Source organism: Pseudomonas flavescens (assembly GCF_013408425.1).
Taxonomy (GTDB): Bacteria; Pseudomonadota; Gammaproteobacteria; order Pseudomonadales; family Pseudomonadaceae; genus Aquipseudomonas; species Aquipseudomonas fulva_A.
Genome location: NZ_JACBYV010000001.1, coordinates 459,397 through 486,361, shown reverse-complemented (window position 1 = coordinate 486,361; position 26,965 = coordinate 459,397). Strand labels below are relative to the sequence as shown.

At 60.5% G+C, this 26,965-nt stretch carries 18 protein-coding genes; 10 read left to right on the top strand and 8 right to left on the bottom strand.

Annotated elements, in window-relative coordinates; genetic code table 11:
• Positions 1 to 235: 235 nt before the first annotated feature.
• Genes FHR27_RS02050 through FHR27_RS02040 form a run of 3 tightly spaced genes read right to left on the bottom strand, consistent with a single transcriptional unit; the run spans position 236 to position 15,459 of the window.
• Complete coding sequence (locus tag FHR27_RS02050; RefSeq protein WP_179537647.1) at positions 236 to 850, bottom strand: GAD-like domain-containing protein; 615 nt, start codon at positions 848 to 850, stop codon at positions 236 to 238.
• Positions 847 to 13,725, bottom strand: a complete 12,879-nt coding sequence (locus FHR27_RS02045) for a hemagglutinin repeat-containing protein (RefSeq protein WP_179537646.1) — start codon at positions 13,723 to 13,725, stop codon at positions 847 to 849. The genes FHR27_RS02050 and FHR27_RS02045 overlap by 4 nt, the downstream gene beginning before the upstream one ends.
• Before the next feature lie 36 nt (positions 13,726 to 13,761).
• Positions 13,762 to 15,459: a ShlB/FhaC/HecB family hemolysin secretion/activation protein gene (locus FHR27_RS02040; protein WP_373565111.1), complete on the bottom strand. Its 1,698-nt coding sequence runs from the start codon at positions 15,457 to 15,459 to the stop codon at positions 13,762 to 13,764.
• Positions 15,460 to 15,785: 326 nt separating this feature from the next.
• Here FHR27_RS02040 and FHR27_RS02035 point away from each other — a divergent pair, with 326 nt between their 5' ends.
• A complete protein-coding gene (locus FHR27_RS02035; RefSeq protein ID WP_179537645.1) occupies positions 15,786 to 16,412 on the top strand; it encodes a LysE family translocator in 627 nt (208 codons plus the stop codon).
• Between the two features lie 60 nt (positions 16,413 to 16,472).
• Here FHR27_RS02035 and FHR27_RS27400 read toward each other — a convergent pair whose 3' ends face one another.
• From FHR27_RS27400 to FHR27_RS02020, 3 genes are all read right to left on the bottom strand, one after another.
• Entirely contained in the window at positions 16,473 to 18,095 is a 1,623-nt protein-coding gene (locus FHR27_RS27400) for a methyl-accepting chemotaxis protein (RefSeq protein WP_042552115.1), read from the bottom strand.
• Between the two features lie 208 nt (positions 18,096 to 18,303).
• Positions 18,304 to 18,855 carry a DUF4124 domain-containing protein gene (locus tag FHR27_RS02025; RefSeq protein WP_179537644.1) on the bottom strand — a complete coding sequence of 184 codons (552 nt, stop codon included), beginning with the start codon at positions 18,853 to 18,855 and terminating at the stop codon, positions 18,304 to 18,306.
• Between the two features lie 240 nt (positions 18,856 to 19,095).
• Positions 19,096 to 19,398 (bottom strand): DNA-binding protein, encoded by a 303-nt coding sequence (locus tag FHR27_RS02020; protein ID WP_257026789.1) that lies wholly within the window; start codon positions 19,396 to 19,398, stop codon positions 19,096 to 19,098.
• A 90-nt stretch (positions 19,399 to 19,488) separates the two neighbouring features.
• Here FHR27_RS02020 and FHR27_RS02015 point away from each other — a divergent pair, with 90 nt between their 5' ends.
• The 7 genes from FHR27_RS02015 to FHR27_RS27395 all read left to right on the top strand — a co-directional run bounded on the left by FHR27_RS02015 (position 19,489) and on the right by FHR27_RS27395 (position 24,305).
• Positions 19,489 to 19,704, top strand: a complete 216-nt coding sequence (locus FHR27_RS02015) for a hypothetical protein (RefSeq protein ID WP_042552109.1) — start codon at positions 19,489 to 19,491, stop codon at positions 19,702 to 19,704.
• 104 nt (positions 19,705 to 19,808) lie between these two features.
• Positions 19,809 to 20,012 carry a hypothetical protein gene (locus tag FHR27_RS02010; RefSeq protein ID WP_156152640.1) on the top strand — a complete coding sequence of 68 codons (204 nt, stop codon included), beginning with the start codon at positions 19,809 to 19,811 and terminating at the stop codon, positions 20,010 to 20,012.
• Positions 19,996 to 20,190: a hypothetical protein gene (locus FHR27_RS02005; protein WP_179537643.1), complete on the top strand. Its 195-nt coding sequence runs from the start codon at positions 19,996 to 19,998 to the stop codon at positions 20,188 to 20,190. Before FHR27_RS02010 ends, FHR27_RS02005 begins: the two co-directional genes overlap by 17 nt.
• Before the next feature lie 262 nt (positions 20,191 to 20,452).
• Complete coding sequence (locus FHR27_RS02000) at positions 20,453 to 20,713, top strand: hypothetical protein (protein WP_179537642.1); 261 nt, start codon at positions 20,453 to 20,455, stop codon at positions 20,711 to 20,713.
• Positions 20,714 to 20,898: 185 nt separating this feature from the next.
• Positions 20,899 to 21,765: a hypothetical protein gene (locus tag FHR27_RS01995; RefSeq protein WP_042552106.1), complete on the top strand. Its 867-nt coding sequence runs from the start codon at positions 20,899 to 20,901 to the stop codon at positions 21,763 to 21,765.
• 2 nt (positions 21,766 to 21,767) lie between these two features.
• Positions 21,768 to 22,775 carry a GGDEF domain-containing protein gene (locus FHR27_RS01990; RefSeq protein ID WP_179537641.1) on the top strand — a complete coding sequence of 336 codons (1,008 nt, stop codon included), beginning with the start codon at positions 21,768 to 21,770 and terminating at the stop codon, positions 22,773 to 22,775.
• Positions 22,776 to 22,997: 222 nt separating this feature from the next.
• Positions 22,998 to 24,305 carry a PAS domain-containing methyl-accepting chemotaxis protein gene (locus FHR27_RS27395; protein WP_179537640.1) on the top strand — a complete coding sequence of 436 codons (1,308 nt, stop codon included), beginning with the start codon at positions 22,998 to 23,000 and terminating at the stop codon, positions 24,303 to 24,305.
• A 137-nt stretch (positions 24,306 to 24,442) separates the two neighbouring features.
• Here FHR27_RS27395 and FHR27_RS01980 read toward each other — a convergent pair whose 3' ends face one another.
• A complete protein-coding gene (locus FHR27_RS01980; RefSeq protein WP_179537639.1) occupies positions 24,443 to 24,973 on the bottom strand; it encodes a hypothetical protein in 531 nt (176 codons plus the stop codon).
• A gap of 300 nt (positions 24,974 to 25,273) precedes the next feature.
• Between FHR27_RS01980 and FHR27_RS01975 the strand changes: the two genes are divergently transcribed.
• Positions 25,274 to 25,741, top strand: a complete 468-nt coding sequence (locus tag FHR27_RS01975; protein ID WP_179537638.1) for a hypothetical protein — start codon at positions 25,274 to 25,276, stop codon at positions 25,739 to 25,741.
• A gap of 53 nt (positions 25,742 to 25,794) precedes the next feature.
• Here FHR27_RS01975 and FHR27_RS01970 read toward each other — a convergent pair whose 3' ends face one another.
• Positions 25,795 to 26,070: a hypothetical protein gene (locus tag FHR27_RS01970; protein ID WP_179537637.1), complete on the bottom strand. Its 276-nt coding sequence runs from the start codon at positions 26,068 to 26,070 to the stop codon at positions 25,795 to 25,797.
• Between the two features lie 124 nt (positions 26,071 to 26,194).
• Here FHR27_RS01970 and FHR27_RS01965 point away from each other — a divergent pair, with 124 nt between their 5' ends.
• Positions 26,195 to 26,911 carry a hypothetical protein gene (locus tag FHR27_RS01965; RefSeq protein WP_179537636.1) on the top strand — a complete coding sequence of 239 codons (717 nt, stop codon included), beginning with the start codon at positions 26,195 to 26,197 and terminating at the stop codon, positions 26,909 to 26,911.
• The last annotated feature ends 54 nt before the right edge of the window (positions 26,912 to 26,965 follow it).

Sequence of the window (26,965 nt, the reverse complement as noted above, 5' to 3'; positions counted from 1 at the left end):
CGGGTAGCAAGACACTGACGCAACTCATCAGACCGCTCAGACGCTTGCTGTGGGTTGTGGGGAGTGTTTGGAGAATGCCTATGTAAGAATCGTACGGCCTGCATGAGTCTCGGGAGTTGGTTGGTTTGGCGACTACCAAACTGCCGGCTCATGCAGGCATCTTCAAGCTATCTAATTGATCTGAGTGGATATTTTGTGGGGGTTCCTCAGAATCTGTCCCTTTTCCCCGTTAGGATCACCTCCGCAACTGATCAAGAATCGTCAAATGCACATCCATATTCAGCTTTACCATATGTTCAAGATCAGCCTTTCCGCCAATACACAGCGCAGGCTCGAACGCGTACATTTCATTCTCACCCACCGGTCCCAGTTTCATTAGCGCGCGCCTGAACAACGGCTTGCCATGATTATCTTCAAAATCGAGGCTTTCCCGACTAATGGACCCGAGAAAAATACCTAAGGCTCGATCCGGTTGGGGGTTGGGTTTCTGAAGCTGACTCTTAAGAGCAACGATACCGCCAGCTAAGCTCGATATCGTGATCTTGCGCTGATAGCGTTCACCCCAGGCATATAGTGAGCCGAACGCATCCCTAGCGATAACATGGTAATTATCGATCTCGTCCAGACCGCTTCCTTGCAACCAACTATCAAGCGTGGCCTTATAAGAATCAGGGTTTACGATCCAGAACAGTCCATCCGCATAAGAACACCAGCCCTCCTCACGCCAGTAACCAAGCAGGGAGCCGGGCAATATCGAACGATATTTTTCGACACTAGAACTGGGCACCTGTCGATGCGAATTTGCCTCACCCAAATTATCAATAAATGACTGAAAAAATTCGTCTCTCACTTTTCAGCTCCTCGAAGCAACTCAAGCCTGATGTTCATCTGCGCTTGACCATATCCATTGGCTATAGCTTTAGACACCTGTTCATCCAATGCCTTCAAGCGGCTCGGCCAACTACCTCCAATTGAGGAGTTGACCAGCGAATCGCCCATTCTGACAGGTTCAGGACTGAACCAACCACCAGCGACCATATCAGGGTCATGCAATGCAGCTAGATCAGATCGAATCTTTTTGGCTCTGATAGCTGCTTCAGCAGATGCGGTCTTGAAGTCCTTTCCCTTGGCCATCAAGGACTCGGTAATGCTTTCCCTGACGCTATTCTCGAAATCTTTACCGAATTTTTGTTGTGCGGCAACAGCATCCGGATTACGACCTACCTTTTCATAAGCATCCCGGGCGCTTTTAAAATCGTCAACAGTCATGCGATTGATGGCATCCTGCTGCGACTGCAACTGCTTGTTGTATTCTTTTATGAACGACTTCTGCTGTTCGGGCGACATCGCGTTAAATTTATCACTATTATACGGATTGAATGCCTTAACCGTGAGCTCGTCCATTTTCGGCACAGCGATGGATGGATCTTTTGATGCATCCTTCACAGGCTTGGATGAATCTTTCGATAGATCCTTCACAGGCTTATCCGGTAACGGATAATCAACCTCCTTCTGGGCCTGCGTTTGGGTAATAGTTCTGGCTGGGGAAACGTCCGATGAAGTACGCCCTACGACAACTTTACCTTCTGCTTTTCTTCCAAACCCACCAACACTCCCCATCGCAACATCTAATAGAAATTCAGAGCCAATGACGAAGGCGACACCATCATTGACTTCTTCACCAGCTGCATGCCGTTCTTTATTTTTCTGATGTTCTCGGGCCAAATCTTCCAACTGAGCCGGAAGTAGCTGATCAGCAATTTTTAGAGCGAGGTCACCTTTTACCTTTTCAATCTGATCACCAAATAGACTGGCGATTAATTGATTGCCGGCCAAGCCCACAGCCGCCTTTGCCGGCCCCATCAGGGCTTGTACCCCCAGCATCAGCAATTGCGCTTGTTCCAGTTCCAAACCCGACACATATTTGTTCAGCTTGTAAGATTGAAGCAGAAGCTTTTCGCCCGCAGTCAGCGGGACAGTATCATCTGAACGTGGAACTTTCTCACCGTATTCATTAACTACATTAGTCGACTGCGAGCCTAAACCAGTCGAAGGAGATCTACACCCACCGCTCGCCTGACATTTAGCTTGCTCATAATTAAAGTCCCCATAAACCTCTGCAAACTTTGCTAGAACTATAAGATCGTTTTCACCAAAATTATTGATGACGTCGGAGTTTAGTCCATTGCGCACTATATTCTTAGCAACTGCCAGGGCCTGCTCGTCTCCTAACTGCGCACGCAGTGCTGGGGAAACCTTATCCAGAGAAACTTGTTGTGCTTGTATTTCTCGCCAACTTTGCTGAGCAAACTTACCAACACCAGCAACTAAACCGACTGCGTCATCCAATGCATCTAGGCTTCTTTCAGGATATGCCTGAGCATCTTTCTTCCATTGGTTTAACGTCTCAATCGGACTTACCACCGCCTCCACAGACGACTTGGTCACATACAGATCCGTACGTTCCTCATCATCCCGCGTGATCTCGTAAGCGCTGCTTACATCACGATTGAGACCAACGGTCGAATCGCTTCCTGTCCCCGCATCCCCTCGCACGACAATTTCGCCCTCGCCGACGGTAGCCCGCACGATCTGCTGGCGATCTTTCTCGTACTCGTAGCCTTCGACGCTCCAGCCCGTCTTGCCCTTCTCGCCCTTGCCCTCCTGGCTTTTGTCCTGCTGGGTATCTTTGGAGTCGTTCTTGCCGTACGAACCGCCAACGTTTAGGTAGTAGCTGTGCTCTTTGTCGTGCCCCGCGATATCGCTGAAGCCTAAAGTGCCGGTATCCAATTTGAGGTTGCCAGTGTTCGAGGCGATCACTGCGCCATCGATCTGCGTGTACTCTTCGGTGCGGATGTCTAGACGATCACGCGCAACAATCCGGGTTTGATTTTCCACCCACTCGGTAGAGCCGCTGGTCTGCCCATAGCCGACCGAAGCACTGAAGCCAGCTCCAGGGCCAAACGTAGCGGTAGCGCTGACATCGAATTCCCGACCTTTGACTTTCCCGGTATCAGGGAGCGAGGTCACGGTCAGATCACGCCCTACACGGCCAGTGACTTCGTCACCACTCAACTGTGCACCACTGATGGCGGTATCTCGACCACTGGTGAAGTTCAGGCGATCGCCGGCATACAGGTAGGCTTCCTGCTGGCGCTGACCTTCACGCTCAAGGTCGCCCTTGCCGACGTTGACGCTGACATACACACCAACGCCTTCGGAGCCGAAGGTGAAGCCAATTTCGCCGCCACCGCTGCGGCGGCTGCTTTCGCTGTCACTGGCATTCTGTGCAGCGCCGATGTTGAGGTCGTTACCGGCCTTGAGGTCGATATCGCGCCCTGCCTGAACCTGCGTACCGATCAGGTTCAGGTCATTACGGGCGTTGAGATTGACATCGCGTTCGGCATTGAGCACCGCGCCACTGGCGGTTCCCTGGCTGCCCTCTTCACCCGCTACGCCACGGCTGCCACCAATGCCAACCTTGAAGCCACCACTGGTGCCGCCAACAATTCCGCCTTTACCCTGGCTTTGCTGGCTGTCATAGCGTTGCTCGCCACGGGCGACATCAAGCACGATGTCCCGGCCGCTTACATTGATGTCACGCCCGGACTGGAACTGAGCGCCACGTACCTGAACGTCATTACCTGCTTCCAGGTTGATGTCGTTACCCGCGTCCAACGTCGAATCGCGATTTCCAACCACGGTCTGGCTGACGCTCTGGCGTTGGCTGGTATTACCGAAGTGCGCATCGAACGTTGGCCCAGCCAGGAACTGGCTGACGGAGTCCACCGCCTTGAGCGTGCTCGATGCCTGGCTGACAGTGTTCTCACCCTTGCCGGCGCCGCTTACCGCATTCTTGGTTCGCTCGAAATTGTGGTTAACCGTGACGCCTACGCCGCTACGGTTCTGGCTCTGCTCCCTTTCGATGCTCGACTGTTCGCGAGCCGCATCGACGACGATGTCGCGCCCGGCCTTCATGTTCAGGTCGTAGCCGGCCTGCATGTCCGAGCCTTGCTGCCGGATATCGCGGCCAGCACGTACATCGAGGTCCAAACCGGCGTTGATCTGGCTGGCTGCCGCAGTCTGTTCGCTGGTACGAGTCTTGTCCTTGAGCGACTCGGCTCCGGCAAAGGCACTAACACCATTGCCATCGGAGCTCAGTTGCAAGCCAACGGTCTTGGTGTTCTTCCACGAGGTGATCTGTTCGCTGCTGCTCCCTGCGACGACGTTTACGTCACGTCCAGCATCAAGCAGCACGTTACGACCCGCACTGACGCCACTGCCCACCACGTTGATATCGCGCTCGGCGATCAGTGAGGCATCACGCTCGGCGTTGACCTGGCTGCCCACATTAGTGGAGCTGATGATTTCCTGGCCGCTCTTCTTGGCGTTAGAAATTGTGATACCGCCAAGCCCAGCTGCATTACTGGCGGAAAGATCGAACTTCTTCTTGTACGACTCGCTACGGCTATAGGCCTCGTCATTCGCCGAAACCAGGTTGATATCGCCCGTTTCCTTCACCAACCCGGCGCGCAGCTCGACGTCGTTACCGGCATCGGTGGTACTGGCGCGTAGACGAATGTCGTTGCCTGCCGCGATGACAACGTCGTTGCCTGCTTCCAGTTCGCTGGCGACCTGGGTGGCGCTGGTCTGCAGCTGGCTCTTGCCGCTCTTCGACAGGCCAAGGAAACCGGATTTGGTTTTCTTGGCGTAGGACCCGTGCTCTTCGACACCGGACAGCACGGCCACATCGCCGGTGCCGCCGACCAGCAGGTCGTTACCAGCGCTGAGTTGGCTGCAGATGACGGTGACGTCGCGGCCACCCTCGAGATTCAGGGCGCCACTGGCAGCCTTGCTGGTGTTGATCGTCAGGTCGTTGCCCGCCTCGATCACCGAGGCGATGTTGGTGCTGTCGTAGCTTTCGCTCTGGCGGCTCTTGCTGCGGCCGAACGAGCCTTTGCTCTTCTTGAAGTAGTAGGAGGCGCTTTCATCCTTGGCCGACAGGATATCGATGTCCTGGCCGGCATCGATGTCGACGTCGTTGCCAGCCTGTACGCGGCTGGCGATCACGCTCAGGTCATTGCCCGCTCCCAGGCTGATGTCACGACCGGCCTGGATCTCGCTCGACTGCTGGGTGATCTGGTCGCGGCTCTGGGTGACTTTCTTGCCCCTCGACAGGAAGTGGCTCTCGTCAGCGGCGCTGGAGAGCATCAGGTCACGTTCGGCGCCAAGCTCGAGATCACGGCCTGCCGTCACGCGGCTGGCCACCACGCCCAGGTCGCGCCCGGCGGCGATATCCAGGTCACGACCCGCGCTCACCTCAGCGCCCACCTGGGTTACCCGTTCATTGACGAACCAGTTGCCGCGGGTCTGGTACTGCCCCTCCTGCACGGAGGCGACGGTGACGTCGCGGCCGGCCTGAATGGCCAGGTCGCCGCGGCTGTCGAGAACGCTGCCGAGGTTGCTCACGTCGCGCCCAGCCGCCAGGCTGAGGCTCTCGCTGGCTTCGATGCGGGCGGCGCTGTCGACATGGGTCTGCCCCCAGCGCTGGGAGCCGACGCTGGCGGCATGTTGAGTGACGCTGCGCTCGTTGACGATGTCGCCTTCGCGGGCGATCAGGCTGACATCGCGCCCGGCGATGATGCCGCCCTGGGCGTTGCGGATGCTCTCGGTCGCCAGCAGTTGCAGGCGCTCGTTGGCCTGCATGAGGCCACTATTGGCGATGTTCCGACCTTGTACATCCAATGCACCGCTGGCTCGCAGGGTGCCCTGGTTGCTCAGGTCGCCACCGCCGATCAACGCCACGTCACGGCCCTGGATCAACGCGCCGTTGGGGGCCAGGCGGCCTTCGGCCTGGGCCAGGTAGAGCACCGGCACCAGGACCTTTTCGCCGAGGACCTCCTGCTCTTCCATCCACACGATGTCGTGGGTCAGGGCAGCCACCTGCTGAGCGCTCAGGCTGACGCCAAGGCCCAGGTTCAGTGCGTCCTTGCTGGCGATGGCGTTGTTCATCAGGTAGCGGAACATCGCCTCGTCGCTGGTCAACCCGGCCAGGTAGCGCTGGCCGGTACGGGCGACGATGGCTTCACGGATCAGGCGCTGTTCGTAGAGGCCATCGCCCAGGCGTTTCTGGGCCTGATCGGGGTCGTAACCCAGTTGGCCAAGCATGTAGTCGGAGCTGAGGAAGCGGCTCAGCTCGGTCAGTGCCGGGTTGGTCTCTATCAGGTATTTGTGAGGCCGGGCGACAGGGTTCACGATGACGCCCTGGGCCTGGGAAACCGGATTACCGGCACCGTCCTGAGCGGCGGATGCGCTGACGGTCACCTGGGTGCCGGGCTGAATAACCAGTGACGGTCTATCGACTGCAACCGGCTGGCCAAGGCCAGCCTGGAGCTGACCGCTTTGATCGCCCCGCACATCCTCTATCCGTACAGCGCCGGAGCCTTCACGCTGTGCCTGCTCGAGGCTGGTGCCGGCCAATGCCCACTGCTGGGCAGCGACTGCCTCACGCACCTGGCTGTCGCTGCCGCTCTGGCCGCTGAGGCGAAACAATCCATTCTGGCCAGTCGGCAGGCTGAAGCCAGGCAGGCTCAGCGGATTTACCTGTTGCTGGGCGAGGTCTGCAGGGAGTTGCGGGTTGAGGCGAATGACTGTGGTCGAGCCGCTGCCACCACTGCTGGTATCACCTGCTCGCGAGGTGCCAGGAGCGATGCTCTGCCCATTGCGGCGAACGCCGTTCTCGATGACGTTCGCGCTCTGCACGGTGACATTGCCACCGGCCTGGATGACCGCTCCGGCGGCAACACCGGTCGAGGTGACGGTATCGACCGAATTGACAAGGCTGTAGGTGCTGAAGATGGCGGGAACCGGGTATTGAGCTCCGGGGTTGTAATAGCGATTTGGCGTCCTGGTAACTTGGCGGTCTGGCCTCAGATAGATATCCGGTTCGCGGGCCTGCCTAATGACATAAGTGTGCTCGTATATCGCGTTATTTCGGTTGTATTGGTAAATATCACCATTTGCGCTGATGAGACTTTCGAAAACAGCTCGCCGCTCGGAATCGACCGGATTACGGTACTGGCGATAGCGATTCACGCTTTCCGTGGCAGAGCCAAGGTTCGATACCTGATCGCCAACGAGCAAGATATTGCCGGCAGCGGAAATCGTGCTGTGGCTGTTCTCGATCGTGCTGCCAGTGAGTTTGAGGTTGCCGCCAGCCTGGATCAGGGAGGCCGGTGAGTCGGAGGAGACGGTTCGCTCTATTTGCTCGTTGAGGAAGTAATAGAAATCGAAATGGCGTCCCTTACAATCAAGACATTCGTAGGTGATGCTCCCCGACACGAGCCGTTCGGATACGGCAAAGGCATCCTTGCGGTTGATGATCGCCAGGGCGTTGACGGCAAGGTCCCCGGCGCTCTCAACGGTACTGGATACGTTTTCGAAACGGCTGGACTGCTCGCCCGCCTGATCACCCGCGATCAGCAACGTTCCCAGGCTATACACATCCGCGTAACGGTTGATGAAGGTGTCGACATACAGCGCCATGTCGTCGCCGCTGAACAGCAGCCCCTTCTCGTTGATCAGGCTCGGTGTACTCAGGGTCAGGCGCTGGGCACTGCCCAGGGTACCGGCGTTGTTCACGCTGGCGGCACTGAGGGTAAGGTTGTCGGCGGCGGTCAGGCGGCCCTGGTTGAGCAGTGCACCACCGAGCATGAAGCTGGCCGCACCAGCGGCGGTGATGCTGGCGGTTTCACTGAGGCTCAGGCTCGCGGCCGCGAGGTCCAGGGCACCCTGGCTGGTGACCCGGCCGTTGCCGCTGTAGGCACCACTGAGAGTCAGGCTGAGGGGGCCATCGCTGGCGATCAGGCCATGGTTGATCCAGTTGCCCCCCTTGCCGGTCAGCGAACCGGTGGCCAGCAGTTGCCCATTGGCCGTCTGCTCGAAGGTGCCGATATCCAGCGTCAGATGCCCGGCCTGGAGGATACTGTCGTTGCTCCAGCTCTCGGCCTTGAGGGTCAGGCCGCCCTGGGTAACGAAGCTGCCGCCCGCGGCGGCGACCTGCGCCAGGGCGACACCGAACTCACCACCGCCAGCGTGCAGCAGCTTGCCATTGTGGTTGAGCAGACTGCCGAGGTTGAGGGTCAGGTCGCGGTTGGCGGTTTCCAGGGTGCCGCCGCGGTTGTCCAGCAGCGCGCCCAGGGTGAAGAAGGTGGTGCCGGTACTGCCCAGGGCACGCAGCTGGCCGCCCTGGTTGTTCAGGCTGCCGCCCTGCACGTGCAGCGTGCCACGGCTTTCGATGATGCCTTGCTGGTTATCGAGTAAGGCGTCGGTAGCCTGTTCCAGGGTGATAGTGGCAGCCCCGAGGGTGCCACCCTGGTTGTTCAGGTCGCCGCCACGCAGCAGCAGGTCACCCTGGGCATGCAGGGTGCCGCTCTGGTTGTCGAAGGCGCTGGCCTGCAAGGTCGCCGCGCCGTTCAGGGCATGAATGCGCCCGGCAGTGTTGTCGAGGTTGCCAGCGACCTGCAGGTCGATGTGCTGCCCCTGAATCAGACCGCCCTGCCCGATGGCGCCGTTGCGCAGCCAGGCGGAAAGACGGGTGCGCACCCAGCCTTCAAGGCTGGCCAGGGTACCCTGGCGGTTGTCGAGGCTGGCAGCGGTAAGGTCGACAGCGCCGCTACGGCTCTGCAGAGTGCCAGCCTGGTTGTTCAGGGCGCCGCCGATGTTCAGCAGCAGATCGCCCTGCCCCTGAATGGCTCCGCCGCTGTTGTCGAGGCTGGCGGCGTTCAGATTCACCTGAGCGTCACGGCTGTAGATCAGCCCATCGGCGCTGTTGTTCAGCGCCTGGGCGACACCGAGCTCCAGCGCCCCATTGGCGGCCAGGGTCGCGCTGCCACTGTTGTCCAGCTCGCTGACGACGAGCTTGGCGGTGCTCTGGCTGGCCAGCGTGCCGCCCTGGTTGTTCAGGGTATCGGTCGTAATGTTCAGGGGACCGGCGCTGGCCAGTTGCCCGGCAGCATTGCTCAGGGTGCCGTCGACGTTGAGCGTGGCTGCACCGCTGGCAGCGATGCGGCCATGGCTATTGTCCAGGGCCTTGCTGCTCAGGGTCAGGTCTTGCTGCGCCTGCAACAAGCCGCCCGCGTTGGCGACGCTAGTGGCGTCGATGACCAGGCGCTCTCCGGCGTCGATCTGCCCGGCGCGGTTGTCCAGTTGCCGGGTGATCTGCAGGCGCTGGCCCGCACCACTGGAAAGAATGCCCCGGTCACTGTTGTCCAGGCTCTCGGCCTGAATATCGAGACGGTCGGCAGCCACCAGAGCGCCTTCACCACTGTTGAGCAGTGCACCGGCGAGCGCTACGGCGAGGCCGCCATCGCGGCTGGACAGCGTGCCGCGCTGGCGGTTGTCTAGGGAGCTGCCACTCAGTTGCAGGCCCTGCCAACCGGAGAGCAGGCCGCCGCGATTGTCGCCTTGGCCCAGGCTCAGGCGCAGCCACTGCCGACTGATCAGGCGACCATTGCGGTTGTCCAGGCTGGCGGCGGCCAGGTCCAGCACGCCGAGGCTGGAGATTTCCCCTGCGGCGTTATCGACGGCTCGCAGGTTGCTCAGGGTCAGCGGGCCGTTGCTGCTGATCAGGCCCTGACGGTTATCCAGGTCCCCCTGGCGCAGGTCGAGGCTGATAAAGCTTTCGCCGATCAAGGCGCCCTGTTGCTGAGTCAGGCGGTCGAGGGTCAGTTGCAGGTCGCCCTTGGCCGAGACTTCCCCTCCCTGGCTGGAGTCCAGCGAAGCGGCGTCGAGCGTGAGGGTGCCCTGGCTGTTGATCAGCCCGCCGTCGCGGTTGTCCAGCGCACCGTTGCTGCGCAGCTCAAGGGCCTTGCTGGCCAACAGAGTGCCGTCGGTATTGGTGAGCGTGCCGCTGTTCAGGCGCAGATCGCCGGCACTCTGAATGAGGCCCTTGCTGGCGTTGCTCAGGTTGCCGGTAAGGTCGATGACGAGGTCGCCGCGGGCGAAGAGTGTGCCCGCGTCGTTACTCAGCTCCTTGGCACGCAGGTCGATGCCTCGGGCACTGATCAACCCTGCCAGGTTGGTCAGCACGCCCTGAATCCGCAACGTCAGGTTCTGCTCGGAGAGCAGTCGACCATTGGCGTTGTCCAGGCGCGTCGCCAGCAGATTGAAACCCTGGCCACTGGAAATCTCGCCACCACGGTTACTCACCGCCCCCAGATTGTTCAGCAACAGTTGGCCGGGGGCATGCAGCAAGCCGGCGTCATTGTTCAGGTCGCCACCATCAAGGTCGAGGGTGAGGCTGGTCTGGCTGAACAGTTCACCACCCTGCTGCGCCAGACCGCTGGCCTGCACGGACAGCGGGCCACTGGCGGCGATACGCCCCTGGGCGTTGCCGATCTGATCGGCCTGCAGGTCCAGATTGGCGTTACCCGTCAGGCGACCGCCGTCATTGTCGAAACGCCCGGTGATGACGCTCAGATGCTCCACCGCGGAGATCTGGCCATGGCGGTTGTCCAGGCCGGCGCTACGCAGCAGCAACCCGGCATCGGTGAGCAGACGCCCCTGCTGATTGAGCAGTGCGCCCTGGCTGGTGACCTGCAACGCACCCGCGCTGGAAAGGCTCCCCGCGCTGTTGTCGAGCGTGGCGGCGGTGACGTTCAGCGTGCCTTCGCTACTGATTGTTCCCGCGTTGTTGATCAGTTGGCCATCGTGGGCCAGGTCACCGGTACGAGCAGCGAGTTCGATCAGCACGCGAGTATCGCTGGCGAGGGTACCGCCGGAATTGTTCAGGTGAGCAGCGCCGAGCTGAAGCTGATCACGCCCGAAGATCAGCCCTTCGTCGCGATTGATCAGGCGCGCAGCCGCCAGGTTCAGGTGCGCCGCCAGCAGGCGGCCACCGTCACTGTTGTCGAGCGTCGTGACGTTCAGACCGGCACTGCCACGGCTGGATATTTCCCCGCCACGGTTGTCGATGTCGCCAGCCGTCACGCTCAGTGGACCATTGGCCGCGACCCGGCCTTTCTGGTTGTCCAGCCGCTGCGCCAGCAGATTCAGATCGCCTTCGGCCAGCAGTTCGCCGCCCTGGTTGGCCAGTGTGCCGCTCACCCCGACATCGAGTCGGCCCTGGCTACGCAGCAGGCCGTCAGCGCCATTGTCCAGCGCCGCGGCGCTGACCTCGACCTGACGACCGGCCAGGCTCCCGCCTCGATTGTCCAGGCTGCCAGAAACGCTGACGCGCAGGTCCTGCTCGCTGATGAGCTTGCCGCTGCGGTTGTCCAGGCTGCTCGCTGCCAGGTCGAAGCCCTGGCGACTGGAGATTTCACCACCTCGGTTGCTCACGACACCAAGGCCATCGAGCCGCAATGCACCCGGTGCGTTGATGAAGCCAGCGTCGTTGTCGAGAGCGCCGCCCTGCAGGTCAAGGGCCAGGCTGGTCTTGCTGAACAGCTCGCCACCCTGTTGCTGCAGACCGTTGGCCGTCAGTTCAAGCGGCCCGGTAGCGGCGATACGGCCCTTGCGGTTGGCGATCTGCGCAGCGTGCAGCGCGAGCGTGGAGCCAGCCGAGATCAGCCCCTGATCGTTGCTCAGGTCGCCACTGCGCAGGTGCAGAGCCGCATCACCGAGCACCCGCCCCTCCTGATTGCTTAACGCCCCCAGCAGGGTCAGGTTCAAGTCCCGAACGCTGGAAACATCGCCCCGGCGATTGTCCAGGCGCGCCGCAGCGACGTTCAGCGTACCCTCGCTGCCCAACAAACCATCGGTATTGATCAGCCCGCCGTCGAGCTCGCCCCGCGCCGCGAGCTCGACACGCAAATCTTCACCCGCGGAAAGTGAGCCGCCGCTGTTGTCCAGCCAGGCGCCGGCCACATGCGTATTGCCCTGCCCGTGAATCAGGCCCTGATTACGATTGAGCAGGCGCTGTGTGGTGAGCACCAGGTGCGCACCGATCACCTTGCCCTGGTCGCTGTTGTCCAGGCCCTGTGCGGCTATCGTTACCCTGGCGCGGCTGGAAACCGTCCCGCCGCGGTTGTCGATATCGTCGAGCACCAGCTGCAGATCAGCATTGGCTGCGATGCGACCAGCACGGTTTTGCAGGCGCTCCCCCGTCAACGCGAGCGAAGTTTCGGCCAGCAGCTTGCCGCCCTGATTGTCCAGAGAAGCCGCCGCCACCTGCACACCTTGGCGACTGGAAATCTCGCCTGCCGTATTGTCGACCTTGGCGGCGCTGTCTATACGCAGCGCCTGCCCGGCATTGACCAGCCCCGCACGGTTGTCCAGATTGCCACCGGCAAGGTCGACACTCAGGCCTGCCCCGCTGCTGAGCACACCGCCCTGCTGGGCCAGCCCGGTCGCGTTGACCCCCAGCGCCTGGCCGGCAGCGATACGTCCCTGAGCATTGTCGACCTGGCCACTGCGCAGCGCGAGGTTGCCATCGGCGACGATGCGCCCCTTGTGGTTGTCGAGTTGGGTGCTGTCGATCCGGGCATTGCCTTCGGCCAGCAACTGACCGTCACGGTTATCCAGCAAGCCCTCGGCAGCGACCCGCAGATCATGGCTGGCGACCACGCTACCCGCGTTACGGATCCGCTCGCCTGCCAGAGCAACGTTGCCCGCTCGATTGCGGCTGTCGTCGGCATTCACACCGGCTTCGACATGGCCCTCGTTGAGCAACCGAGCGCCGCCAGTCAGCGCCACCCGATCGCGAGCAGCCAGGCTGCCGCGGTTCACCAGGCTGTCCCTGGCCTGAACCTCGAGCTGAGTCCCGGCGTACACCTGCCCCTGGGTTTCAACGCTCTCGGCGCGTGCCGCGATCTGCCCGCTGGCCGCCGCCGTGTTGAGCGTCAGTAGCCCATTGGCATCGATCTGAATATCCCCGGCACTGGCCGCCATGTCGCCGGCCAGCTTCACACCCACGCCCGCCTCGGTACCCACCAGACGAATCGCCCCGGCGTACATGCCGCCCAGGGCCGAGCTGTCGATGGCCAGTTGTGGTTTATCGCTGCCGTCATCGGCCTTGGCGATGGCCTGCAGGGTGGCGGCATCCACGTCGTTGCGGCCGGTGATGACGTTCAGGCGCTTGGCATGAAGCTCGGCGTTGAGCTTGGCGCTGCGGGTGATCAGGTCGAACTGGTCGACGTTGCTGGCGTTGAGGCCTGCACCTTCGATGGCGATGTCGCCGCCATTGACGTCGAAGCTGCGCAGTTGGCCGTTTTCGATCACCGGCGCACCGGTGCTCAGGGTCGCCCGCGGGGTGTTGATGAAGCCGCAGCCGTCGCAGGTGATGCCATGGGGGTTGGCGACGATGACGTTCGCCGCCTGCCCGGCCACTTCCGTGTAGCCCTTGAGCTGGCTGCGGTTGCTGCCCGTCACTTCGTTGAGGATGACCCCTGCTGCACGCCCCTGCAGATTGGAGCCGCCCAGGTTCGGGTTGCCAATGATGATGCCGCCCTGCTGGGTGCTCTGCAGCCGCTCGGTGGCGTTGTTGAGGATCAGCCCTTGCTGGCCGACGTTGTAGTCGGTGAACTTGTTGTGCGACAGCCCGCTGCCGTTGGGCGTGGCGATGTTGACGATCGGCACGCCATTGGCGGCCTGCCCCAGGCTGGTGTTGCCGCCCGCCTGCGCGTCCACCGTCAGTTGCGCGGCAGTGGCGGCGATGGGATTGAGGAACATCACACCCGCCAGAATCAGGGCGATGTTTTGAAACAATGGGCTGCGAACGTCCATGTCAGGGTGCTCCGAGGCGTAAGCGAATCAGAAAAATCAGAAGAACAGGTCGACGCGGAAATGCACCGGGCGCTCGCGCTCGGCGATCACATCGGGGCGTTCCAGGGAATGGGCGAAGGTCACGGCGGCGGCCAGGTGCTCGCCACGGGCGCTGAACTCCACGGCGTTGCCGCTCATGCGGCCGCTGGCGAAGGCGTTGTGCTCGCCGCGCTGGATCACGCCGACGTCGTAGGCCAGCGCCATGCCGTATTGCTGCACGAAGGGTTGCAGCGGCGCCCAGGTGACGGGGCGGGTCCAGCGCAACTGGTTGCGCCAGTAACCGCCGCTGTCGCCGGACAGGGTCTGGTCCTTGAAGCCACGTACCGAGTTGAGCCCGCCGATGCTGATGCGCTGCGAGCTGAACAGCACGTCTTCGCTCTTCTGGCCGGTGGCCAGGCTGTCGAAACTGAAGCGCTCGCCCCACAGGCTGAAGGGCTGCAGGTAGCTGAGGGTCAGGCTGTATTTGTTGTAGCGCGCCACCGGGTCGGAGCCACGGGGGGTGCCGTTGTTCTGGGCATCCAGGGCACCGATGCCCCGCTGCCAACCCGCGTCCAGGTTGACGAACGCCGTGCCGACGCGGCGGCCATGGTTGAAGCCCAGTTGCCACTCGGTCAGCCGGTTACTCGATTGTTCGATGCGGTTGCCGAGGATGAAGTTGTTGGTGCGCACATGGCTGAGGCCGGTGCTCACGGCGGTCTTGCTGACGCTGTCGCGGTGCAGCACGCGCTCGGCACGCAACGCATGTTGCTTGCTGTCGCCATCGGTTTCGAACGGGAAGCCGTCCCCTTGCGCCAGGGTGCGGTAGTAGCTCTGGCTGTAGCTGTAGTCGAAGCGCCACCAGCCATAGGGGATGTTGTAGGACAGGCTCTGGGCGTGGGAATGACGGTAGCTGTCGCTGACCGCATCGCGGCTGGCGCGCAGGCTCAACTGGTCGGCCAGGCCCAATGGGCTGTCCCATACCAGGCCCAGGCCCCACTGCTGCTCACCGGTGCTCAACTGCCCCTCGTTATGGCGGTTGATGTTGGCGTGCCAGGGCTTGCTGCGCTCGCCTTTCAAACCCACCCGGCTGCCACCCACCTGCTCGCCTGGCACCAGCTCCAGCTGGGCCGGGCGCGACGGCAGGCGGTTGAGGTTTTCCACCAGCTGTTCGAGCTCGCGCAGGTTGAGGATCTCGCCCGTCTCGCCGGGAAAGCTCATGGCCAGTTCGCGGTCGCTGGCCAGCGCGGAGCTGTCCAGGCCTTCGAGGCGGCCTTCGACCACCACCACGTTGAGGGTCCGAGCCGACAGATCCTGCTGCGGCAGGTAAGCCCGGGTGGTCACGTAGCCACGGTCGATGTAGTGGTCGGTGATCGCCTTGAGCAGGCCGTTGAGCTGGCTGACGCCCAGGCAATCGTCGGCGAACGGCGCCAGGATTTCGGCCTTGTCGGCAGCGGACAGCGAGGTGGCGCCGCTGATCTCGATCTGCTTGATGGCGAAGCAGCGTTCATCGCCGGGCGGCGCCTCGGCAGGCGCTTCCACCGTGCGCCCGGGCAACTGCTGCAACTCTTGCAAGCGCTGTTGCTGCTCCTGCAGCAGGCGCTCCTGGCGGTCGCGGATCAGGTCCTGAGTCAGGGGCGAAGGCAGGTTCGCAGGCGGCGTCTGGGCGAGCGCCATGAACGGCACGGCGGCGAAAAACAACGGGAAATACGAGCGCATGACATCCATACCTGGAAAATAAGTTCATCCTTGAGGCGAGGCATTTTGCCACCACCTTTGCCATCAACCTGAGACCTGTTGCACACCTTCCAACCCGGCCATGTGTCGTGATTCACAACCTCAGCGAACGTGGCCTGGTTGACCGGCCGTCCATACTCCGATGGACGTGGTCGTTTTTTAGCCTAGCAAGAAAGCCAATTTATTGACTAGCCGCGGCCAGTGGCTATCAGGTGACGGGGCGGGCATCGTTGACGATTTCCTTCAATACCGCCCCATCGCGTGCCCCACAAACTTCCGGCATCTTTTCTCGCGAAGCGATGCCCGCCATGCAGCAGTTCCTGATCATTGCCGCCGCCCACTTCCTGGCGCTGCTTTCCCCCGGCCCGGATTTCTTCCTGGTGGCCCGTACGTCGCTGTCCGCCGGTTGGCGGGTCGCCAGTGGCGCGTGCCTGGGCATCGCGCTGGCCAACGCGGTGTTCATCGTCGCGGCGTTTACCGGAGTGTCGGCCCTGCAGCCAGGCAGCGCAGCCTTCATCGTGCTGCAGTTGGTTGGCTGCCTGTATCTGCTCTACCTCGGCGTGCTGTTCATTCGCCACGCGGGCAGTAGCGTGCTGCAGGCAGCGCAAGGCACCGCAGCGGCCAGGCCAATCAACTGGATGCAGGCGGCCGGCATGGGTTTTCTGTCGGGCATCCTCAACCCCAAGAACGCGCTGTTCTACGTCAGCCTGGCGAGCATGCTCGGCAACGCGCACGGCAGCGCCGGCTGGAAGCTGTTCTATGGTGCGTGGATGTTCGCCGTGGTGCTCGGCTGGGACCTGCTGGTGGCACTGGCGATTGGCAACGGGCGCGTGTTGCAGCGTTTCCAGCGCGCGCTGCCGCTGCTCGAACGGCTCTCGGGGCTGGTCTTGATCGCCCTGGCACTGGGAATGCTGGGCCTGTTGCTGATCGGCTGATGGCACCCGGGCAAGCGCTCACCGCACACCCGATGGCAGGCATGCGGCGAGGAGCGGCGGTCAGTCCCGGAGGCGCGCGGCCAGGGTCGACAGGTCGCCGGACAGCCCCTGCATGGCGCGGCTTGCCGACTCGCTGCGCTGCAGGTCGGCCTCGTTGCTCTGGGCGATGGAAACGATCTCCGCCAGGTTGCGGGCGATGTCTTCGGCGACCGAGGTCTGCTCCTCGGCAGCGGTAGCGATCTGCCGGTTCATGTCACGGATCGCCTCCACCGCCTGGGTGATGCTGTGCAAACGCTCGCCGGCCATGCCGACCTGAGCACGGCCCGCAGCGCTCTGCTGCGCACCGGCATTGATGGCCGCAGTGGCTTCCTTCGAAGCGCTCTGCACATTGGCGATCAATTGGTGGATTTCGCTGATCGAGCTCGCGGTGCGGACCGACAGATTGCGCACTTCGTCGGCCACCACCGCGAAGCCTCTGCCCGCATCACCGGCCCGGGCGGCTTCGATGGCCGCGTTGAGGGCCAGCAGGTTGGTCTGATCGGCGATGCCGCGGATCACATCCAGCACACTGCCGATGCGCTCGCTGTCGCTTTCCAGGCGGGTGATCACCTCAGAAGTACGGGTGATCTCACTGTGCATCTGCTCGATGGTGGCGATGGTGCTGGCCATGGTCGCCTCGCCTTCCCCGGCAGCCTGATCGGCTTCGTCAGCGGCACGGGCCGCCGCAGCGGAATGCCGCGCCACTTCATCAGCCGTCGCACTCATCTCATGCATGGCCGTGGCGACCTGATCGGTACGCGAAAACTGCTCGCGAATGCCGTGGCCGATATGCCCGGCCACGCTGCTCAGGTCGTGGGTGGCAGCATCCAGCTCGCTGGTCCCGCGACGCAGTTGCTGGGACAGCGCCTGCATGAACTCGCGCAGGCGATTGGCGGCCTGGGCCAGGTGCCCTACTTCATCCTCACGGCCTTCGCTCAGGCGCTCACCGAACTGCCCACGGCTGAGCAGATCGAGCTGCCCGGTGGCCTGCAGCAGTGGTGTGGTGATGCGCCGGTTAACCAGCCAGGCACTGAACAGCGCCAGCAGTATTCCCAGCCCAAGCATCGCCAGGCTGCCGAACAGCACGCTGCGCCGGGCTATCTCGCTCAGTTGCGTGGCGCTCGCCTGGCTGCGCTCGTGCAGCTCGTCGACCAGCAACGACAACTGCTCGGTGGTCGCCCGGTCGATGCCCTTCACTGCCGCGTCGCCGGCCTGAGCGGAAAACCCGGCCGCGGCAAAGGCCTCATACCCACGACGATAGGCCTGGCCCATTTCGGCATGTGCACGGCGCAGTTCGCTCAATCGCTGGCGCAGCTCGGCGCTGCCTGCGGTTTCGATCAGGTGACCAATCTGCGCCTGTACGCGCCCCTCTTCTTCCTGAAACTGCTGCCAGTAACGGTTGCGCTGAGTCTGGTCAGCGCCGCGCAGCAAGACGTTCTTCCATTCCTGCACCTGAATCTTGAACGCCAGGTTGGCGGCATCCACCTGACGCGCCTCTTCGAGAGGGCCACCGAGCAGCGCCTGATAGCCATCCAGTTGCCGCGACAACAGCGCGAAACCCGCCAGCGCAATCAACAACATCAACACCAGACCACCGCCAATCAGCAACACCAATTGGGCACGCAGCGAACGACCAAGGCTCATGGAAAACTCGAACAGGAGGGGGAAGTGCGATGATTTTATGAAGGCTGTGTTACGGATATGTTGCAGTGCGGTAACCGGCGGTCAGGCGCACGGCACTGCGCAGAAAATCACCCAGCCGCCGATGCCCTCCGACTGTTCGCGAGCGCGATGAAGAATGTACGCGCGTCTTGGCAAGCAGCGCCCAATACGGCGCCGGCGTAGCTGAACGTCAGCGCTTGTTCATCTTCTTCCTGGCCTCTTCCATGCCCTCCTCCATCGCCGCGGCGGCCAGGCCCGAGCAGACCATCACGCCGGCCCCGCGGGACAGGCATTCGTAGCGCTGCTGGTCCTCACCCGAACTGGTGACGCAGTTCTGCATGCTGATCCGCTCCTCGATGCCGGCGAAGTTCTTCTGCCCTTCCGCGTACTCGGCGGCAGTGATTCGCCCGGCTTCCTTGCGCTCCAGGGCCATCTCCTTGAGGTTCTCGATATCGATGGCCGTCCAGCGCATGGCGCTCTTGCACATCTCTCGCTTCGAGACCTTGGCTGGAGCGGCGTCAGCACCAGCACCGCGGGCCGGCAATGCAGGGGCCGCCGCTCGGCCATCGCCCACATACCCATGGTTGATGTTCACAGGCTCGGCATGCCGCTCAGAGGCAGGGGGCTGGCTGCCGAAATGCTTCTGCCCATTCTCATCCACCCAGGTGTACACCTGGCTCAGCGCCTGCGCGGAAAGGATGCTACACAGCAGGAACAACGGAAGCGTCTTGCGACCGAGCATGAGTCATAAATCCTTCTACGAGGCGCGGGTTGCGCAGCGGGCAATCTAGAGCCGGGGGGTTGGTTTGCCAAGTTACCGAACGAGAAAAGCCACGTGTTTTCGGTTCGGGCCTTTCGCGGTGTGATGGGGGTAGAAATTTGCGCGGGATTCTCGATGCGAAATCGTCCCATCAGCTCGCACTCCAATACCCGCCATGGCAAATCAATCGGCCGCGTCACGCTGCTGCCACACCTTCGATGATTAAGGCGTGTCCTGATCATCCTTGTCCGGGTCAGCCTTGTTGCACTCAGGGCTGATCTGCCCTTTGTCCGGCATGGCTTCACCGGTCATGAGCCACCATCGATATTGCGGATACATCTTCCCCAGATGCTCCACCTCATCAGCACCAATGCGAGCCTTGCCGCGCTTGATGCTCTGCCAGCGCACGTAGTCCTTGCTGTTCACTTCAGCCAGCTCTTTGAGGCTGGTTGCGTTCAACAATTGATGCGCTCTATTGGCCATACCTTGAGCCATTGAGAAATACCATTTATGGAATATTGCCATAATTAACCTCTATGGATAATATCCATATGGACTTAATCCATGAGGCAAGTTCGCTGCTTCGAATATTGACATGAATAGGCACGGAACGACATGGGACTGGAAGAGCTGGACGCCTCCAAGTTGATAGGCCCGCAACAGGACGTTGAAACCATCGAAACCTGGGCAGATCGCAATGGCATCACTTACGACACCGCCCGCAGCTGGGCCATGCGCGGTGTACTCCCTACGGTAAAACTCGGTAAACGGCGCCTGGTGAACAGCGCGATGCTAAGGCGCTGGCTGCTCGGGCAGGAGTGGTCATCATGAGCGGCGGGCAGGGACCCGCGTCTGGCCTTTACCGTGGTCTAGGTTTGCTCTGCCTGTTGGTCAAAAGCCGCAGCGGCAAGGCGCGCGCCCTTCCCGTGCATACCATGCACCCGGTCCCGCCGCGTGCCGCCCTGAGAGGGCAATGGGCGTTGCGCTGCTACCCCTACCTGCTGATGCGCGAAACCCATGCCCGGCCCGCTGCGGCCGAGGTACTGGATCGCTGCGCCCGCCAGCGCCGCGGCAACGCACTGCGCCGTGCCCTGGGGTATGTTCGAGCAGGCCATGCCAGCCATGCGCACGGGGTCTGAGCGCCGGCTGGCGAAGGTGCTCGGTAACTGGGCCTGCCCGCTGGTGATCGGCATCGCCTTGGGTTCGGTCTTCAGTATTCTGCTGGCTGGCGAAGCCATGCTGCGCATGGACCAACAGTTATTCGACGCCATCAATCGAGTGATTCTCTCCTGCCTGAATGCGCAACAGGAGGCCTGATAAGCATCGATATATCCCTATACAAACTGTAGTTATCTGCTGATCAACTTCGATACATCTATCGCCTTTGAAGATCGGGTCGAATAATCTTTCGTAGTTCCCCGTTTCATGCCGGCGTTCAACATGGTAGATGCTGAATCACCCAGAAATGGTTACTCGGGCAGCATGGATATGCCATGAGTGGATGCGTAGCCTGCACTTATTCGAATCCGCGAGTTATTCGCGCGGGTTGCGGATTTTGTCAGGAATCAATCGAGTGCCTATGAACCTTCTTCTTAAATCACTGACGCGTACTTTCCAAGGCATCTACAACGTCAACACCGAGCGGCAGCCCGACCGACTTACCATTGTCTGCGAAGACCTGGATGGAAACGTCATTGCCGTGCGTGTATTCAGTGACGGGCAACTCAGAAACAGGCTCTTGGTCATGCAGGTGATGCTCGATCTCGAAAGAAGCCTGTTGCGCGCACGGGAATCACTTTGCAGCCAACAGAAACCAGCGCCTGATAATCCTTGCGCATGAACAAGCGGCGCCCCACCCGGTTCAGCTTGGCGCGTTTTTTGGGCGCGCGCCCTATTTCTTCAAGGGTAGCAGCGATTTCTGGAACATTTCTGGGTAATCGTGGCGTTACTCCGAAGCCTGTGTATAGTGAGCCCTCAATGATAGCCACATGACATCTATGAATTATCGTGTGGCCTGAGGCCTATATGAAACACGCATGCATTCGGGAACGTGTAGATCGTATCACTAAACAATTACTGAATAGCGATATCGAAGCGGTCATCAACGATCACTACGACCTGATGATGGCCAGGTACAAATTAAACCCTCTGTTCTATAAAACACTTTTCAAGAGCGATCGCTACATGGTGGCGCTGGCCTTGCTGTCGAAGTTCTATTCGACCAAAGGCATGACGCTTTCCGTCGTAAGGTCTTTCTGTGAAGAACGTGGGTATTTGTCAAAGAATACATTGGAGTCCTACTTTTCATTCTTCCTGATCACCAAGCGCATGACCATAATTACCCATCCCAGCAATGGGCGCCTGCGCGTATACGAACCATCGGCTCAGGCTCTGGCCGAAACGAAAGCGATTCTGGACACCCATTTGCTACCCCTGGCGTCATTGAGCATGGAGAATCTGAGGTTTCTCACTACCTCCAACTCGTCATGCAGGTCCGAGCACTTCCTGAGAGGCTTCGCACAGCTTCTCGATGCCAGATGCACGCTGGATATCATCGTCCCGGACGCGCATTGGATGTTGAACAGAGATGGCGGCTACATGTTGGTACTTGCGCTGTACATCGACATGTCGAAGAACCGTAACGAACAGGGTGGTTACAAATCCTCAACCTACGCGGCATTGTCTTCACTGTTATGCGTATCCAGTACGCACCTGATGCGACTGGTTCGAGAGGGCGAAACCAGAGGTTATTTCAAAAATCATAAAAATATCGTCGAAGTAACCCCGAAGTTCGAGTCTTTCGTGCGAACGATGATGGCCTGCACATTTGCCATCACTCTCGTCAGCGTAGAACTGGGTGAGGTTCAAGAGCTTGGCTCCTTTGATGAGTGACTATGATTACCCTGACATTGGATCAGCAACGAACGATCGCGTTGCTGCGCAAAGGAATCGCCACTACTCAGTTACTGGCAATAATGAGTTGGGGGATTGTGCAATTGATTCGTGGCGCGGATTTTTTCTCGGCGTTCACGTTGCTTCCCCTGGTGGCCCTGTTTTTTCTTCTTCTCATGCAGGCGTACGCGAAATCGATAGTTGCGTGGCGTTTCAGCGGCCTGTTGTTCGTTGCCGTATTCGTACTCAGCTATAAATTTTTATTCGACAGGGAGCCCTACCTGCACACCCATTTCTCTCTTGCATTCTCAATCATCTGCGTGACAGGTGAATCGCTTTTGATTCGGAAGAAAATAGACTTCGTGATCGCGGCCATTGCAACCTGGGCCATCGTCTTTCCGTTAACCGAGAATTTGTCAGGCAGTTCAGACCAGACCTACATCGCCGTTCTCTTCGTGAGTTCCATTTCGCTAGGGCTGATCAATAACCGAACTTACTGGCAGTCACTGGAAGACACGCTGGCGGGCGAGGCGCACTACAGAATGATTGCCGAAACGGATTACCTGACCTCGATCTACAACCGGCGTGCCTTGATGGAAAAGCTGAAGACTTTCACGGAAACCAGGCCCGGGGGCTTCTTTCTGATGATTGATGTCGATGACTTCAAAAAGATCAATGACGCCCATGGCCACGATGTGGGCGATCAAGTGCTCTGTGCCATGGCGAGTTGCTTTCGGGCCGTAGAGGGAAGTGCTGTCTACGGGCGCATTGGCGGTGAAGAGTTCGCGGTGGTCATCGATACGCTATCCGAGCAGACCGCCTTGGCCTATGCGCAACGATTGCTGGATGCAGTCAGGCACGGTGAGAGGTCTCCCGTGGGCTTCACCATCAGCGCTGGGCTGGTCCCGTTCGCGAAGGGAGAGCCGCTGTCCGAAATCCTCGTGCGCGGTGACCGATGCCTGTACCGGGCAAAGCACACCGGAAAGAACAGAGTCAGCACCACCTGCTGAGTTTCTTCGCCGCAGGTGCAACCGTTACAGCGACTCTTGCGCGGCCGTACGTTGCGTTCACCCAGTTCAGTTCAAACGAAAACTCACTGCAGGCGCAGACAAACCAACCCCAAGCATCGCGATGGCACTCCAGCCGCGAGAGAAGCTGCAACCTGCATCATGCATATGTGCAGAGCCAGATAGACGCCTGAGTAGGCACTTTCACTCATTTTAGGAGCGAGCATGTTCAATCGACATCTGAAGCATGATCTGACGAAACTGGCTAACGATCTCGAGCAGTTGCAGCAGGCCATGGAGCTTTTGGAACTGCAGTGCCCGACGATCAAGCTCGACGGTGAGTGCAGGGTCATCTCGGTAAGCGATGCACTGTGCGGCTTGATGGGCCTCGCCCGTGAACAGCTGCTGGGAAAAGGCATTTTCGATCTGCTTTGCATTGGCGAACTGGATAAAACCAAATTGAAAGGCCTCGCTGCGGGACCTTACCCGCAAGATGTGCTGCCCTTGCAATGCAACTATCACGGCGCCAGCAGGGCTGGCACCAAGCTGAATATCCGCTGGTTCCATTCGAGAACCGACAATGGGAAGCGAACCATACTGGGCTATGTATTCAGTGATGGCCTGGACATCGAGTCACTCGATGGCCTCGAGCTCTCGGCCGCGCTGACCAAATCCACTGCCGTCATCCAGTTCTCGCTCGATGGCCGCATTCTTTCGGCCAACCAGAACTTTCTCAACTCGATGGGCTATGCCTTCAATGAAATCGAAGGCAAGCATCATCGAATGTTCTGCACGCCCGAAGACATCGCCTCGCCCCATTACACCGAGTTCTGGAACCAACTCAACCGTGGCGAATTCGTCGCCGGGCGATTCAGGCGTATCGACAAGAAGGGCAAGACCGTCTGGCTTGAAGCCACTTACAACCCTATCGTCAATGGCAAAGGCCAGCTCTACAAAGTGGCCAAGTTCGCCAGCGTGGTAACCGATCAGGTCGAGAAAGAGAACGAAGTCAAACATGCCGCCGAGGTCGCCTACGAGGTATCGCAACGCACCGATGTAAGCGCGGAAAACGGCACTGCCGTGGTCGGAGAGGCCGTGGTGGCCATGAAAAAGATCGCCGAGCAGATGCAGTCCGTCACCCAGAGCATGGACGCGCTCGGCTCGCAGTCGGTGTTGATTAGCGCCATCGTGGAAACCATCAGTGGCATCGCCGAACAGACCAACCTGCTCGCACTGAATGCGGCGATCGAAGCCGCGCGGGCGGGCGAGCAAGGGCGCGGTTTTTCCGTCGTCGCGGATGAAATCCGCAAGCTGGCGGCACGAACCAGTTCCGCGACTCAGGAGATCGTCAACGTCGTCGATCAGAATCAGGAGCTGGCCAAGCGCGCGGCCGTGAATATCCAACAGAGCCGCGACCAGGCCGGCAAAGGCCTGGAGTTGGCTGAACAGGCGGGCGTCGCGATCACCAACATTCAGCAAGGCGCAAGGCAAGTGGTCGAGGCCGTCAGCCGTGTGGCACTGGACCTTCGCTAGGAACAGCAGCGCCCTGGGTCATGGGCAGGGCCTTCAGAATGCTCTGAAGGCCCGAACAGGCCACGAATCACCCGGTGGTGATCGTGGTCCTCGCCGCATCGCCATGAGCCTCTACACGAGCGACCGATTCGGCTGGTTCAAGGTCCGCATTGCCAGCGCCCCTCGAGGGTGCGGCTCGGGTTGTCCTCGAGCAGGTAGGTCGCGGTAGCGGCATGGTGAGGCGACTCACCGCCGCCGCCACCCTCCGCGTCGCCATTGAGCTTGACCTCGATCGCCAGTCGATCGCCTTTGAACGTCGTGCCGTGCAGCATGCCGTCGAAGCCACCAGGCGCCTGAATCGCCTCGACACGGTCACCGAGCTTCGCCACGCCCTGCGCATCGGCCGTACTGGCAACGTTGCCCGCTACATGGAGATAGGCATTACCCGCCACCGAGAAGGAACACACCAACTCACCCGGCAGTTTGGCCCCGGTGATGTCCTGCTCGCTCAAGGGCGCCAGCTTGGTCGATGCCCCGCTCTCGACGGATGCCCCCGGCGTGACGGCCTTGGCCTGGGCCGTCTCCTCCTCCGCCGAACACCCCACTTGAAGGGCCAGCGCGGAAAACAGCGCCATGCAGACCATTGCGTTTCGACCCTGCCGGCCAACACCGTGGCGATTCTGAAACATCACGTCCTCCGTCATTCACATCTTCGTCTGGCAAGTAAGCTCAGCAGCGGATAATCAGCACGCGAGCAGCCTGCCTTTCAACCGACCGCATCGATGAAGGGACGTTTCTGCTAAATCTTGGTGAAGCATTGGGATGCGAAAGCGAATACGGAGGGCAGCCACTCCTGCTCAAGTGGTCTAAATTGCCATCGCGCGTCCAGATACACAGCGCAGCACCCTTGCCCGAAGCGAACGCTCCAGAGCAGGTTGCGATAGAGTACGGGTAGGCGCCTCGCAAGCCCAACGGACGAGCATTGACGCATGGCCATACGCAAAATAAAGCTGATCATGCCCTGCCCCTCGGCAGTGGCCTTTGAAGCCTTTCACGACCATCGGGTGCGGATGCACTGGGATAGCCTGCTGTCCCACGCTGCAGTCGAGGACGGTAGCAGCCATCCCTATGTAGGTGCCATCTCCTGTAATCAGGGCCGTGGCTGGAAGCGCCTGTTTGCCATGCGTACGCGCTTCGTCAACTACAAGCCCCCTCACCTAGCGGCCGCGGTGCTGGTGGCTCCTCAAGGCTGCTTCCAGGAGTGGGCTGCCTCGCTGCATCATCGGGACCTCGACAACGACAAGTCCGAACTGACCTACACGTTCAGCTTGCGCCTGCGTCCACAATGGCTGGGGTGGCTGCTGAATCCGATGGTCAACAAGCTCTTCGAGACCGAAACCCGCAGACGCTTTGCCGCAATGGCCACGTACCTGAACGACCGGCATAAAGGCCAGTAGCCGTTCGAGAACAGATAAAGGCCTCAACATGCCTAAGCTGCCAGCAGATCGAATCAGGCCCTGCCATGACCCCAGACAATCAGTGCTGCCCTCGCTGTGGATCGCCACAGCACGTGAGGCCCAAAGACATCCTGATAGGAGCGCTGAGTCCGAACGCGCGCTTCGATGGTGAAGAACGCGCGGGCTATCGACGTACGGATCAGCTTGCCGTCGATGAATGCAATCTCGATTCGCTGAAGCCACCACCACTCGAACAACTGGTCGGTGGCTTGTATTGCGACCGATGCGGGATAGGTTTCGTAAGCGATGAAATTCTCAAGACCCGCCATGACTGAGAGCCGCCTTGAGCCGACCGCAGCGCATATGACGGTCACCCGAACTGCACGGGCGCTCTCCAGTGCCTTACGGCGATAATGCAACGCCTCAACCCGGTTTGCGAAGGACAGCCAATCCGTGAAGACCTACTGCCCGATTTTTTGGCCCAATAGCCCGAACATCGATCACCGCGCTCCTACCGTTGCCCTCGAAGCCCTTTTGCCGAGCGTACCCGGCACCGCATTCGCGCACTTCGATAAAGATGATCAGCCCTGCATGGGAGAAACCATACGCCTCATATGGTGCCCGCCTGTTTCCGACCTGAATGGCTGGAGCGAACAACCCTCGGAAATCGCCTCGAGCTATCTTCTGACAGCCAGGGTAATCAGCCCCGGCTCAGCTGCCATGCGCACAGCGGAGGATGCGAATTTCGCCCTCATCCACACGCAGAGGTATCAACTCGAGATCCTCTCGCGCGAGCGCCTGATCCCCGCACTCGAAGGATTGGCGCAGGGCACCTCTACCTGGAGCTTGCACACGATATGGACCGAAGAAGGAAGCATGCTGGCCTGGGATGAGGTGTCGTGGTGCGGCAAGTCGACCGTGGAAGGGCTGACCTATCTCGTGGCGAACACTCGCAACGAGGCCCATATGGAGCTGCTTCTGGAGCAGACTGGCGAGGAGCTGACCGGGCTCTTTTCATCGCACATGACCCCTGGCGGAACCCACTACGGTCTGGGCAGAAAACGCTTCACCGCTCAGGAACTCCAGGCCGTCAAACACGCCCTGAATATCGCGCGCCCGCTTCACGACACGCAACCTGCGTACCTCACCGGAACCTCAACGACCGGTTGACAGGAGATCGTTGAACGGCCTGCCGGTATGGCTCGCCAGTGGATGGCGGCGGTG

Coding starts and splice junctions, on each gene's coding strand:
- FHR27_RS02000 (WP_179537642.1), top strand. CDS start 20,453: ATGAACCTTCTTCTTAAATCACTGACGCGTACTTTCCAAGGCATCTAC.
- FHR27_RS02020 (WP_257026789.1), bottom strand. CDS start 19,398: ATGGCAATATTCCATAAATGGTATTTCTCAATGGCTCAAGGTATGGCC.
- FHR27_RS01995 (WP_042552106.1), top strand. CDS start 20,899: ATGAAACACGCATGCATTCGGGAACGTGTAGATCGTATCACTAAACAA.
- FHR27_RS01975 (WP_179537638.1), top strand. CDS start 25,274: ATGGCCATACGCAAAATAAAGCTGATCATGCCCTGCCCCTCGGCAGTG.
- FHR27_RS02035 (WP_179537645.1), top strand. CDS start 15,786: ATGCAGCAGTTCCTGATCATTGCCGCCGCCCACTTCCTGGCGCTGCTT.
- FHR27_RS01970 (WP_179537637.1), bottom strand. CDS start 26,070: ATGGCGGGTCTTGAGAATTTCATCGCTTACGAAACCTATCCCGCATCG.
- FHR27_RS02040 (WP_373565111.1), bottom strand. CDS start 15,459: ATGCGCTCGTATTTCCCGTTGTTTTTCGCCGCCGTGCCGTTCATGGCG.
- FHR27_RS02005 (WP_179537643.1), top strand. CDS start 19,996: ATGCGCACGGGGTCTGAGCGCCGGCTGGCGAAGGTGCTCGGTAACTGG.
- FHR27_RS27400 (WP_042552115.1), bottom strand. CDS start 18,095: ATGAGCCTTGGTCGTTCGCTGCGTGCCCAATTGGTGTTGCTGATTGGC.
- FHR27_RS02025 (WP_179537644.1), bottom strand. CDS start 18,855: ATGCTCGGTCGCAAGACGCTTCCGTTGTTCCTGCTGTGTAGCATCCTT.
- FHR27_RS02015 (WP_042552109.1), top strand. CDS start 19,489: ATGGGACTGGAAGAGCTGGACGCCTCCAAGTTGATAGGCCCGCAACAG.
- FHR27_RS27395 (WP_179537640.1), top strand. CDS start 22,998: ATGTTCAATCGACATCTGAAGCATGATCTGACGAAACTGGCTAACGAT.
- FHR27_RS02010 (WP_156152640.1), top strand. CDS start 19,809: ATGCACCCGGTCCCGCCGCGTGCCGCCCTGAGAGGGCAATGGGCGTTG.
- FHR27_RS01990 (WP_179537641.1), top strand. CDS start 21,768: ATGATTACCCTGACATTGGATCAGCAACGAACGATCGCGTTGCTGCGC.
- FHR27_RS02045 (WP_179537646.1), bottom strand. CDS start 13,725: ATGGACGTTCGCAGCCCATTGTTTCAAAACATCGCCCTGATTCTGGCG.
- FHR27_RS01980 (WP_179537639.1), bottom strand. CDS start 24,973: ATGTTTCAGAATCGCCACGGTGTTGGCCGGCAGGGTCGAAACGCAATG.